Annotated in this window: 11 protein-coding genes; 5 read left to right on the forward strand and 6 right to left on the reverse strand. The window is 67.1% G+C overall.

Annotated elements, in window-relative coordinates; all coding sequences use genetic code 11:
• The first annotated feature begins 41 nt into the window (after positions 1 to 41).
• The 5 genes from DKT77_RS04410 (at position 42) to purU (ending at position 5,186) form a co-directional block, all read left to right on the forward strand.
• Entirely contained in the window at positions 42 to 1,070 is a 1,029-nt protein-coding gene (locus DKT77_RS04410) for a magnesium transporter CorA family protein (RefSeq protein WP_109810517.1), read from the forward strand.
• A 113-nt stretch (positions 1,071 to 1,183) separates the two neighbouring features.
• Positions 1,184 to 2,860 carry a formate--tetrahydrofolate ligase gene (locus tag DKT77_RS04415; RefSeq protein WP_109810518.1) on the forward strand — a complete coding sequence of 559 codons (1,677 nt, stop codon included), beginning with the start codon at positions 1,184 to 1,186 and terminating at the stop codon, positions 2,858 to 2,860.
• Positions 2,861 to 2,928: 68 nt separating this feature from the next.
• Positions 2,929 to 3,243 (forward strand): chorismate mutase, encoded by a 315-nt coding sequence (locus DKT77_RS04420; protein WP_109810519.1) that lies wholly within the window; start codon positions 2,929 to 2,931, stop codon positions 3,241 to 3,243.
• Positions 3,240 to 4,139 carry a bifunctional methylenetetrahydrofolate dehydrogenase/methenyltetrahydrofolate cyclohydrolase FolD gene (gene folD / locus DKT77_RS04425; protein WP_109810520.1) on the forward strand — a complete coding sequence of 300 codons (900 nt, stop codon included), beginning with the start codon at positions 3,240 to 3,242 and terminating at the stop codon, positions 4,137 to 4,139. Before DKT77_RS04420 ends, folD begins: the two co-directional genes overlap by 4 nt.
• A gap of 162 nt (positions 4,140 to 4,301) precedes the next feature.
• Positions 4,302 to 5,186 (forward strand): formyltetrahydrofolate deformylase, encoded by an 885-nt coding sequence (purU, locus tag DKT77_RS04430; protein ID WP_109810521.1) that lies wholly within the window; start codon positions 4,302 to 4,304, stop codon positions 5,184 to 5,186.
• 167 nt (positions 5,187 to 5,353) lie between these two features.
• Here the strand turns inward: purU and DKT77_RS04435 are convergent, their stop codons facing one another.
• From DKT77_RS04435 to DKT77_RS04460, 6 genes are all read right to left on the reverse strand, one after another.
• Entirely contained in the window at positions 5,354 to 5,797 is a 444-nt protein-coding gene (locus DKT77_RS04435) for a PaaI family thioesterase (RefSeq protein WP_109810522.1), read from the reverse strand.
• Positions 5,794 to 6,474: a ligase-associated DNA damage response endonuclease PdeM gene (pdeM, locus tag DKT77_RS04440; RefSeq protein ID WP_109810523.1), complete on the reverse strand. Its 681-nt coding sequence runs from the start codon at positions 6,472 to 6,474 to the stop codon at positions 5,794 to 5,796. The genes DKT77_RS04435 and pdeM overlap by 4 nt, the downstream gene beginning before the upstream one ends.
• A gap of 70 nt (positions 6,475 to 6,544) precedes the next feature.
• Positions 6,545 to 7,501 carry an MBL fold metallo-hydrolase gene (locus tag DKT77_RS04445; RefSeq protein ID WP_238547678.1) on the reverse strand — a complete coding sequence of 319 codons (957 nt, stop codon included), beginning with the start codon at positions 7,499 to 7,501 and terminating at the stop codon, positions 6,545 to 6,547.
• An 87-nt stretch (positions 7,502 to 7,588) separates the two neighbouring features.
• Positions 7,589 to 10,006: a ligase-associated DNA damage response DEXH box helicase gene (locus DKT77_RS04450; protein WP_109810525.1), complete on the reverse strand. Its 2,418-nt coding sequence runs from the start codon at positions 10,004 to 10,006 to the stop codon at positions 7,589 to 7,591.
• Between the two features lie 97 nt (positions 10,007 to 10,103).
• Positions 10,104 to 10,727 carry a CoA transferase subunit B gene (locus DKT77_RS04455; protein ID WP_109810526.1) on the reverse strand — a complete coding sequence of 208 codons (624 nt, stop codon included), beginning with the start codon at positions 10,725 to 10,727 and terminating at the stop codon, positions 10,104 to 10,106.
• Positions 10,727 to 11,431: CoA transferase subunit A (locus tag DKT77_RS04460; RefSeq protein WP_109810527.1), on the reverse strand; the 705-nt coding region annotated here is incomplete at its 5' end. The genes DKT77_RS04455 and DKT77_RS04460, both read right to left, overlap by 1 nt.

The raw sequence follows: 11,431 nt of genomic DNA on the forward strand, positions 1-11,431 counted from the left end.
GCCACTAGCACTCCTTGCGACCTGCACGCGGGGAGGGCTGAATGCTGACGACATATCACCTTGAGGACGGGCGCCTCGTCATCGGTGCCAACCCACCGGATGTCCAGCCCGCTGACGCGGCCGCCGGGGACATGACCGGGGACGTGACCACCGCCAGACCGCTTCACGCCGCGCTGTGGTATGATCTGTTGCACCCCACGCCGCAGGAACTCGACGGGCTGTCGCGCGCGCTTTCGCTCGATTTGCCGACCCGCGACGAGATGGAGGAGATCGAGCTGTCCTCACGCCTCTATGTCGAGAACGGCGCGACCTTCCTGACCGTCAGCGCGCTGTCGTCGGTGGACACTGCCGACCCGGTGTTGGCGCCGGTGACCTTCGTTCTGACGTCCGACGCGGTGGTCACGATCCGGTATCACGAGCCGCGTGCGCTCGCGACGTTCACCCAGCGGGCCCAGCGGGTGAACATGGAGTGCGATACGCCCGACCGGCTGCTGATCTCGCTGCTGGAGGCGATGATCGAACGCATCGCCGACATTCTGGAACGTGAAAGCACGGGTCTGGACGCCATCGCCAAGCGCATCTTCCGCAAGAATGCGACCAGCCCGCGCGGGGGTGTGGACCTTGGCGGCATCCTTACCGCGATCGGCACGCATGGCGAATTGAATTCGAAGCTGCAGGAAAGCCTTGTCACCTTCGACCGGATCACGGGCTTTCTTGCGCAGGTGTCGCTTGGCTGGGCCCGTCCCAAGACGCAGCGTGCCCGCATCAAGACCCTGTCCCGCGATGTGCGTTCTCTGACCGATCATGCGGGGTTCCAGGCCGGCAAAATCACCTTTCTTCTGGATGCGACTCTCGGCCTTGTCAGCATCCAGCAGAACGGCATCATCAAGATATTCTCGGTTGCCGCAGTGGTGTTCCTGCCGCCCACGATGATCGCGTCGATCTATGGCATGAATTTCGAGGTGATGCCGGAACTGTCTTGGCCATGGGGCTACCCCTTCGCCATCAGTCTAATGGTGCTTTCGGCCGTTCTGCCGTATCTCTTCTTTAAACGGCGTGGCTGGCTCTAACCGGTTCGCGCCGCAACACGACCGTATTCCGTCGCCTTTTGCCGGGCGATCGGGAGCAATGCGGCTACCACGAAGCACAAGACCCGGGCAGATCCGGGCGGGGAGGAACGACCATGACCGGCCTTTCAGACATCGATATCGCGCGAGCCGCGACCAAGGCGCCGATCCGCGATATCGGCGCGGCGCTTGATATTCCGGACGCGGCGCTGCTGCCTTTCGGCCATGACAAGGCTAAAGTGTCTGCCGATTTCATCGACAGCCTACAGTCCCGCCCGGACGGTCGCCTGATCCTTGTTACCGCGATCAATCCGACCCCGGCGGGCGAAGGCAAGACCACGACGACCGTGGGTCTGGGCGACGGGCTGAAAGCGATCGGTAAGAAGTCCGCGATCTGCATACGCGAAGCCTCGCTCGGGCCGTGCTTCGGGATGAAGGGCGGGGCCGCAGGGGGCGGCTATGCGCAGGTCGTCCCTATGGAAGACATCAACCTGCACTTCACCGGCGACTTCCACGCCATCACCAGCGCACACAACCTGCTGTCGGCCATGATCGACAACCACATCTACTGGGGCAATGCGCTGGGGATCGACGCGCGCCGCGTGGTGTGGCGGCGCGTGATGGACATGAACGACCGGGCGTTGCGCGATGTCGTGACATCCCTTGGCGGAGTGGCGAACGGCTTTCCGCGCCAGACCGGGTTCGACATCACCGTCGCGTCCGAGGTCATGGCGATCCTGTGCCTTGCCACGGACCTCGCCGACCTGCAACGCCGCCTTGGCGACATCATCGTCGCCTATACCCGCGACAAGGCCCCGGTGACCGCGCGCGACCTGAAGGCTGATGGTGCGATGACGGTGCTGCTGCAACAGGCGCTTCAGCCCAACCTCGTGCAGACGCTGGAACAGACACCGGCCTTCGTGCATGGCGGGCCTTTCGCCAACATCGCGCATGGCTGCAACTCGGTTCTGGCGACCCGGACCGCCCTCAAGCTGGCCGACTACGTGGTGACAGAGGCGGGCTTCGGGGCGGATCTCGGGGCAGAAAAGTTCATGGACATCAAGTGCCGCAAGGCGGGGCTGGCGCCGGATTGCGTGGTGCTGGTGGCGACGATCCGGGCGCTGAAAATGAACGGCGGCGTGGCCAAGGGTGACCTTGGTGCAGAGAACGTGGAGGCGGTGCAAGCCGGCTGCGCCAACCTTGCCCGGCATCTGGAGAACCTGAAGGGTTTCGGCGTGCCGGTTGTTGTGGCGATCAATCATTTCGCGGGCGACACCGAGGCCGAGGTCGCCGCTGTGCAGGCGCGCGTGGCCGAACTGGGATCCGAGGCGATCCTGTGCCGACACTGGGCGGACGGGTCGGCCGGCATCGCCAATCTGGCGCACCGGGTAGCGGCGCTGGCCGATAGCGGGCAGGCCGATTTCGCACCGCTTTACCCTGACGGGATGGGGCTGCTGGACAAGATCGAAACGATCGCGACGCGCATCTACCGGGCCGACGGGATCAGCGTGCCCGACGGCGTGCGGCGCCAGCTGGAGGAATGGGAGGCGGCGGGCTTCGGCGCGTTGCCGATCTGCATGGCGAAGACGCAGTACAGCTTTTCCACCGATCCCGCCGCGCGCGGCGCGCCGACCGGGTTCACGTTGCCCGTGCGCGAGGTCCGGCTGAGCGCCGGGGCCGGGTTCGTCGTGGCGATCTGCGGCGACATCATGACGATGCCCGGCCTTCCGCGAGTGCCTGCCGCGGAATCCATCGGCCTGAATGCGCAGGGTTTCATAGAGGGGCTGTTCTGACCTCCGCGCCCCGTGGTCTTGCCTGCGCCCAGCGGGTAGGGTCATGCGGCAACCAGACGGAGAGGCCCATGTCACGACCGGAAGACTGTACCACCATGACCGAGCTCAGAAACCTGATCGACCGGATCGACGCCGACCTCGTCGGGCTGCTGGCGCTGCGGCAGGGCTGCATCGACCGGGCGGCGGTGCTGAAGCGGTCCGAAGGGCTGCCCGCGCGTATCCCCGACCGCGTGGAACAGGTCGTGGCACGGGTACGCGCGGCGGCCGAAGGGCAGGGGGCCGATCCGGCGCTGGTGGAGTCGCTGTGGCGGCAGATGATCGAATGGTCCATCGCGCGGGAGGAAGCCGCCCTGGGCAGCAGCAGGGAAGGAGACACCCGATGAGTGGTAAGTTGATCGACGGCAAGGCGTTTTCGGAGCGGGTCCGCGCCCGCGTGGCGGATGCCGTGAGTGGCATGGCGAGTGCAGGCGTGGTGCCGGGGTTGGCGGTCGTGCTGGTGGGCGAGGATCCGGCAAGCCAAGTCTACGTGCGCTCCAAGGGCAAGCGCACGGTGGAGGCAGGGATGCGCAGCTTCGAGCATCGCTTGCCTGCCACCGCTTCGCAGGCCGAGCTTCTGGCGATGGTGGAACAGCTGAACGCCGATCCGCAGGTGCATGGCATCCTTGTGCAGCTTCCGCTGCCGTCCCAGATCGACTCGGCGGCGGTGATCGGTGCGATCGACCCTGCCAAGGATGTGGACGGGTTCCACCCGGTCAATGCCGGGCTTCTGGCCACAGGTCAGGATGCGCTTGTGCCTTGTACGCCGCTGGGCTGCCTTCTGCTTCTGCGCGATCACCTGGGCGATCTGTCCGGTGCGGACGCGGTGGTGATCGGCCGGTCCAACATTGTCGGCAAGCCGATGGCGCAACTGCTGCTGCGTGACAGCTGCACAGTGACCGTGGCCCATTCGCGGACCCGCGATCTTGCGGCCACGGTGCGGCGCGCGGATATCGTCATCGCGGCTGTGGGCCGACCCGAGATGGTCACCGGCGACTGGGTCCGGCCGGGCGCGACCGTGATCGACGTGGGCATCAACCGCGTGCCCAATCCGGCGAAGGGCGGCGATTCCACGCGGCTTGTTGGTGATTGCGACTTTGACAGTTGCGCGGCAGTGGCGGGGGCGATCACCCCGGTGCCGGGCGGTGTCGGCCCGATGACTATCGCCTGCCTGCTGGCCAACACGGCGGTCGCCGCCGCGCGTGCCCACGGGCTGGACGTGCCGGAGGATCTGACCGCCTGACCCGCCGCGCGCTCGCACCCGCGCCGTTCCACCCGTCCCGCGCCCGGCCAGGGCCCCGCAACCGGCGCTCGCGCCGGATGGGTTCCCGTGTGCCCGTGCAGACCCGACCCGCCCGACCCAATCCCCTGATTTCGCATCCCCAAGCAGAGAGACCCGACCGCCGTGAGCACATTCGCCCTGACCATCAAATGCCGATCCACCCGAGGGCTCGTGGCAGCCGTCGCAGGCTACCTTGCCGAGCAAGGCTGCAACATCACAGACAGCGCCCAGTTCGACGACCTTGAAACCGGAACGTTCTTCATGCGGATGAGCTTCGCACCCGAGACCGGGCAGGCGCTCGACGCGCTGGAGGCCGGGTTCGCGGCGGTGGCTGAACCGTTCGGCATGGACTATGCCTTCCATGACGAGGCGGCGCGCATGAAGGTCATCATCATGGTATCGCGCTTCGGGCATTGCCTGAACGACCTGCTGTACCGCTGGCGGATCGGAGCGCTTCCGATCGACATCGTGGCGGTGATCTCGAACCACATGGATTACCAGAAGGTTGTGGTGAATCACGATATCCCGTTCCACTGCATCCGCGTGACGAAGGACAACAAGCCCGAGGCCGAGGCGCGGATCATGGCGGTGGTCGAGGAGACGGAGGCCGACCTGATCGTGCTGGCGCGCTACATGCAGATCCTGAGCGACGCGATGTGTCGGCGGATGTCTGGGCGGATCATCAACATCCACCATTCCTTCCTGCCGTCCTTCAAGGGGGCGAACCCTTACAAACAGGCGTTCGAGCGCGGGGTGAAGCTGATCGGGGCGACCTCGCACTACGTGACCTCGGACCTCGACGAGGGGCCGATCATCGAACAGGACACGATCCGCGTGACCCATGCACAAAGCGCCGAGGATTACGTGTCGCTTGGTCGGGACGTGGAAAGCCAGGTGCTGGCCCGTGCGGTGCATGCGCATATCCACAACCGGGTGTTCCTGAACGGCAGCAAGACGGTGGTGTTCCCGGCCAGCCCGGGCAGCTATGCATCGGAACGCATGGGCTGAGGCGGCCCCGCAGCGGGGTGCTCCCGCCCGTCTTCGCTACCCCAGCGGGGTGTCTCATCCCGTTGGGCGCGGCAGGCTGCGCCTGCGGGGCCGCAGGAGCCGGTGCGGCACCCCGGGGACCCCGGTTGAGACTGCCGGGCGCGGTGAAGACCCGAGGTGCGCCCTTCTCAGGCCGGTATCATCGTGCCCTGCAGCAGTGCGATATGCACCAGATCGGTGCCGCGCTGTGCGTGCACATCGGCTTGCACGATCACCAGTTTGCGGCCCGCCTTGACCACCCGCCCGGTTGCCAGCAGCAGATCGCCGCGCGCGGGTGCCAGCAGGTTTATCTTCAACTCGACCGTAAGGACCTCTTCTCCGAGCCCCATCAGGCTGAGCGCGGCATACCCGGCCGCGCTGTCGGCGATGGAGAAGGTCAGACCGGCATGTCCGTAGCCATGCTGTTGCAGGCTGCCCGGAAGAATAGGCGCCGCGATCCGGCACATGCCCGGCGCCAGCGCATCCAGCCGCGCGCCGAGCGTGTCCATCAGGCTCTGCCGCGTGAAACTGTCTCGTATCCGCGCCGCGATCGCAGGATCGAGCGGCGGGGCATCGCCGAACGGGTCGGTCATGCGCGCCGCCGCAGCACACGTGGCATCGGAATCGCATGCGCTGCCGATCCGGTCATGACAGCGCGCGCATCGTCGTCCATCAGCGCGCAGAGCACGGGCGATGTGCTGCACAGACCGCCCGTGTAGGTGCCAAAGGCCGGCAGAACCACGCGGCGGCCGTCGATCAGGAAGCAGGGCCGCGCCACCGCTCCGCCGCGAAAGCCCAGCCGCGCCTTGGGGTGGTAGTGGCCCGAAACTTCGCCCTCCGCACCAGGCTGCGCGATGTGGCGGAACACCAGCGGGCCGAGGGCGATCTCCGCCCGGTGGGTGCCCGGCAGGTCGATCGGGCCGGGATCGTGATTGCCTTCCACCCACGCCCAGTCGCGCCCCGCGATCAGCCGCAGCAGCCAGGCTCCAAGGTCCTCTGGCAGCGAACCGGCGGCCTGCATGTCGTCGAAGCTGTCGCCGAGGCAGATGACATGCCGCGCCCCGGTCGCGTCCAGTTCCGCCTCCAGCCGGTCGAGCGTGTCCTGCCCTTCGTAGGGAGGCAGCATCCCCCCGCTGCGCCGGGCGATGCGCGCCGCCTTTCCGAAATGCAGATCCGACACGCACAGCAGCCCCTTGCTGGGCCACCACAGCGCGCCGGACGGGCGCGCGTGCAGCTCCGCGCCCCCGAGGGTGAATGTGTAATCGTTCATGCTCTGTTCACAGCGCATTTCCGCCCCCGGCGCAAGGGGGCGCAATGCAGCGGTGGTTCCGCCCGGCCGGTCAGTTCGCGGCGTAGTCGAAGGCGGCTGGCACGGCGCGGTAGCCGCTTCCGTCCGCCGCGATATGCACCAGCCCCGGGAACGGGATATGCGAGCCAGCGACGAGCAACCGCTCTGCCGCCACCCGGTCGAGGATCGCGGCGCGCGACGCTGCGGCCTGCGCCGGGTCCACGTCGAAACCGATGGTCACCTCCGGCCGGGCCAGTTGAACCGGCGCCACGTGGACAATATCGGCCCAGATCAGTAACGCGTCATTGCCCGAGGCGATCATCAGCCCACTATGGCCGGGCGTATGGCCCGGCAGCGGCAGTGCCGTCAGGCCGGGTGCGATCTCGGTCTCGGCATCGAACACGCGCAGCCGGTCGCCATAAGCCGCCAGCACGGCCTGCGACAGGCCCGCAAAAGCCTGCATCATCTCTGGCCCGTCCGCGAACCGGCCCTCGTCCCCCCAGAACGCGCGGTCGGCCTCGTGCACCACAAGCTCCGCAGCGGGAAACACCGCTGCGCCGTCGCGCAGCGCACCGCCGACATGGTCGGGATGCAGGTGTGTCGCGAAGACATGGGTGATGTCGCCGGGTGCAACCCCGGTCGCGGCGAGGTTCGCGGGCAGGTTGTCGACCTCGGGGCCGAAGAATCCGCCCGTGCCGGCATCGACCAGCACTTTCAGCGCGCCTGTTTCCACCAGGAAGGCGTTAACGCCGCTGGTATAGCCCGCCGGGTCGTGAAAGCCCGCGCGCAGGATCGCGGCGTAGTCCTCCTCCGAGATGCCTTGCAACGGCGCATGGCCCAGCGAGATGCCGCCATCGGACAGTGCGGTCACTGTGATGTCACCGACGCTGCGGCGTTGCGCTTCATGAAGGGCCGGTGCCCCGCCATGCCCGGCGGCTGGAGCGATCCCGGCGGGCAGCGCGGCAAGCCCGGCTGCGGGCGCGAGGCTGAGGAACTGGCGGCGTTTCATGTCTGTCTTCCCTGTGTTTGGTCTGAACGGCATCCTAGCCTTCCCGCGCGACAGGTCGATGAAAAACTGCGCACAGTGCCCGTGCGCTCAGGCCGGAAGCCCTGCGGTTTCAATCAGGCGCGCAGCGGCTTCGGCCAGAAGCTTCTCGGCTCCGGCACCCTGCACGGGCACGCGGCCGGGTTCAAGGAACAGTGGAGCAGCCAGCGGTGTGACGCGGTCCAACACGACGTGGTCGACCCGTCCCCTCGTGCGTGCGAGCATTTCCTCGATCCGACCGAAATCCACCAGGCCGCGCCGGGCTTCCTCGCGGGTGATCTGAAGCAGAAGGTGGTCGGGATCGTACTTGCGAAGCGTGTCGTACAGGATATCGGACGAGAATGTCGCCTGACGCCCGCTCTTGCGCTGCCCGGGACTTTGCCGGTCGATCAGTCCGGCGATGATCGCGCTGGCCTTGAAGGTGCGTTTCATCACCGCATTCCCGGCCAGCCATGTCTCGAAACCGGCACGCAGGTCATCGCCCTGGAACAGCGGCGCGGGATCGGTCAGCGGATCGACGGACCAGACCAGCACGGCATAGTCTGTGGCCACGAAGCCAAGCGGCCCGATGCCGATCTCCTCCATCCGCTGGGTCAGCAGCAGGCCCAGCGTCTGCATCGCGTTCCGCCCGGCGAAGCCGTAGGCGCAGGTATGCGCACGCCCGTCATGGGGAAAGCTTTCGATCAGCAGCCGGTCGCGGCGTGGCATGTGCGACACGCGGCGCTGAAGCGCGAGCCAGTCGCGGGTGTGGCCGGGCAGGTCGGGCCAGTCGGGTTGCGCCAGCATCGTCAGGATCCGGTCGGACAACTGTGTAGAGGTGGCGAACTTGGTGCCCATGAAGGTTGCGATCTTGGGCGTGTCGCCGCCACGCCGCGAGACTTCGACCGTCATCTCGCGCAGGCCTTCATAACGCACGATCTGCCCGCCGATCAGGAAGGTGTCGCCGGGGGTGAGCGTTGCGGCGAAGGCTTCCTCCACCTCGCCCAAAGGGGCCCCGCCGCGCCCGCGCAGCCGCACCTTCAGCGTGTCGGTGTCCATGATCGTGCCAAGGTTCATGCGGATCTGGCGTGCGGCGCGTGGGTCGCGCAACTGCCAGCGCCCGTCGGTCCGCTGCTGCAGCCGTTGGTACCGGTCATAGGCGCGCAGCGCGTAGCCGCCCGTGGCGCAGAAATCGAGGCAGGCGTCGAACGCGGTGCGGCCGAGCCCGGCATAGGGCCCGGCGGTGGTTACTTCGGCAAAAAGTGCGTCGGCGTCGAAAGCCCCGGCGCAAGCCACGACAAGGATATGCTGGCACAGAACGTCGCGCGGACCCGGTCCGCGCGGATCACCGTCAAGCGTGCCGTCGCGCACGGCATCGAGCGCGGCGTGACATTCAACCAGTTCGAACCGGTTGGCCGGTACGATGCGCGCCTTCGACGGTGCGTTGTAGCGGTGGTTTGCCCGCCCGATCCGCTGCACCAGCCGTTTGACGTTCTTCGGCGCGCCGACCTGGATCACGAGGTCCACGTCGCCCCAGTCGATCCCCAGATCGAGGCTCCCGGTGCAGACGATGGCCCGCAGGTCGCCCGCCACCATCGCCGCTTCGACGCGGCTGCGCTGTTCGCGCGAAAGCGACCCGTGGTGGATGCCGATGGGCAGCGCGTCGTCGTTCTGCAGCCAGAGGTCGTGGAAGAACAATTCCGCCTGTGCGCGGGTGTTGTGGAAGATCAGCGTCGTGCGATGCGCCCTGACGGCCTCCAGCACTGCAGGGATGGCATAGCGCCCGCCGCCGCCCGCCCAGGGGGGGCGCTGCGGCACCTCTAGAAGCGCGATGTCGGGCGCGGGGCCGGGGTCGGCTTGCAGGATGCGGCAGGGGTCCGGGTGGCAGGCGAGAAAGCGCGCGATGGCGGCGGGGTCTTCCACCGTGGCGGACAGGCCGACGCGGCGCAGGCCGGGGCACAGGCTCTGCAACCGCGCCAGGCCCAGCATCAACTGGTCGCCGCGTTTGCTTTCGGCCAACGCGTGGATCTCGTCGACGACAACGCGCTGTAACCCGGCGAAGATGCGCGGCGCGTCTTCGTAGCTCAGCAGCAGTGCAAGGCTTTCGGGCGTGGTCAGCAGGATATGCGGCGGGTCGGCGCGCTGGCGCTTGCGGGCGGTGGCACCCGTGTCTCCGGTGCGGTCCTCCACCCGGATCGGAAGGTCTGCCTCGGTGATCGGGGCCTGCAGGTTGCGGCGGATGTCGCTCGCCAGCGCCTTGAGCGGGCTGACATAAAGCGTGTGCAGGCCCGCCCGCGGCGCGGCGGTCAGTTCTGCCAGGGTCGGAAGGAAGCCCGACAGTGTCTTGCCGCCGCCTGTCGGAGCGATCAGCAGCGTGGCAGGGTCCGCGGCGGCATCGAGCATCGCACGCTGGTGCGGATGCAGCACCCAACCGCGTGTCGACAACCAGTTGCGGATCGGGCTCGGAAGCGGGGCAGGAGCGGCGGTCATGGGGTGCATCTAGGCGCGCAGCGCGCCGGGGACCAGCCGACCCACATAGAAAACCCCGCCCGGACGGGCGGGGCCATGCACGGGTAACAGCCGTCTATCAGACGATTGTCGCCTCGGTTGCGGCGCGGATGTCGTCTTCGGTGACGCCGTCGGCGGTCTCGACGATCTTCAGCCCGCCCTCGACCACGTCGAGCACCCCGAGATTGGTGATGATCCGGTCCACCACGCCGGTGCCGGTCAGCGGCAGCGTGCAGGCCTTCAGCACCTTGCTCTCGCCCGCCTTGTTCTGGTGGTCCATCACCACGATGACCCGGCCGACCCCGGCCACGAGATCCATCGCGCCGCCCATGCCCTTCACCAGCTTGCCGGGGATCATCCAGTTCGCCAGATCGCCGTTCTCGGCCACTTCCATCGCGCCCAGGATCGCCGCCGCGATCTTGCCGCCCCGGATCATCCCGAAGCTGGTCGCGCTGTCGAAATACGACGTGCGGTTCAACTCGGTGATCGTCTGCTTGCCCGCGTTGATCAGGTCGGGGTCTTCCTCGCCCTCGTAGGGGAAGGGCCCCATGCCGAGCATCCCGTTCTCGGATTGCAGTGTGATGTCCTTGTCGCCGACGTAATTGGCCACCAGCGTCGGAATGCCGATCCCGAGGTTCACGTACCAGCCGTCTTCGAGTTCCTGTGCCGCGCGCGCGGCCATCTGGTTGCGGTCCCAGGGCATCAGGCTTCCTCCCGCTTGCGCGTCGTGCGCTGTTCGATCCGTTTCTCGTGGTCGCCCTGCACGATCCGGTGCACGTAGATGCCGGGCAGGTGGATGGCGTCGGGGTCGAGCGCGCCGCGCGGCACGATTTCCTCGACCTCGGCAACGCAGACCTTGCCGCACATCGCGGCGGGCGGGTTGAAGTTGCGCGCGGTCTTGCGGAAGACGAGGTTGCCGGTGTCGTCTGCCTTCCACGCCTTCACGATGCTCAGGTCCGCGAAGATGCCGCGCTCGAGGATGAAATCCTCGCCGTCGAACTGCTTCACTTCTTTGCCCTCGGCGATCATCGTGCCGACGCCGGTCTTGGTGTAGAAGCCCGGGATGCCGCAGCCGCCCGCGCGCATGCGTTCGGCGAGCGTGCCCTGCGGATTGAATTCTAGCTCCAGCTCGCCCGACAGGTACTGGCGCATGAATTCCGCGTTCTCGCCGACATAGGACGACATCATCTTCTTGATCTGGCGGGTGGCCAGCAGCTTGCCGAGCCCGAAGTCATCGACGCCCGCGTTGTTCGAGGCGACGGTCAGGTCCTTGACGCCGCTTTCGACAATGGCGTCGATCAGAAGCTCAGGAATGCCGCAAAGACCAAAGCCCCCCGCCGCGATGAGCATCCCGTCCGACAAAAGCCCGTCAAGAGCCTCCGACGCGCTGCCGTACACCTTTTTCAT

The sequence above is a fragment of the Meridianimarinicoccus roseus genome (assembly GCF_003172915.1).
Lineage (GTDB): Bacteria > Pseudomonadota > Alphaproteobacteria > Rhodobacterales > Rhodobacteraceae > Meridianimarinicoccus > Meridianimarinicoccus roseus.

What these genes read in the sequence shown, in the direction of transcription:
- DKT77_RS04410 (WP_109810517.1), top strand. Translation starts at nt 42, where the DNA reads ATGCTGACGACATATCACCTTGAGGACGGGCGCCTCGTCATCGGTGCC.
- DKT77_RS04415 (WP_109810518.1), top strand. Translation starts at nt 1,184, where the DNA reads ATGACCGGCCTTTCAGACATCGATATCGCGCGAGCCGCGACCAAGGCG.
- DKT77_RS04420 (WP_109810519.1), top strand. Translation starts at nt 2,929, where the DNA reads ATGTCACGACCGGAAGACTGTACCACCATGACCGAGCTCAGAAACCTG.
- folD (WP_109810520.1), top strand. Translation starts at nt 3,240, where the DNA reads ATGAGTGGTAAGTTGATCGACGGCAAGGCGTTTTCGGAGCGGGTCCGC.
- DKT77_RS04435 (WP_109810522.1), bottom strand. Translation starts at nt 5,797, where the DNA reads ATGACCGACCCGTTCGGCGATGCCCCGCCGCTCGATCCTGCGATCGCG.
- pdeM (WP_109810523.1), bottom strand. Translation starts at nt 6,474, where the DNA reads ATGAACGATTACACATTCACCCTCGGGGGCGCGGAGCTGCACGCGCGC.
- DKT77_RS04445 (WP_238547678.1), bottom strand. Translation starts at nt 7,501, where the DNA reads ATGAAACGCCGCCAGTTCCTCAGCCTCGCGCCCGCAGCCGGGCTTGCC.
- DKT77_RS04450 (WP_109810525.1), bottom strand. Translation starts at nt 10,006, where the DNA reads ATGACCGCCGCTCCTGCCCCGCTTCCGAGCCCGATCCGCAACTGGTTG.
- DKT77_RS04455 (WP_109810526.1), bottom strand. Translation starts at nt 10,727, where the DNA reads ATGCCCTGGGACCGCAACCAGATGGCCGCGCGCGCGGCACAGGAACTC.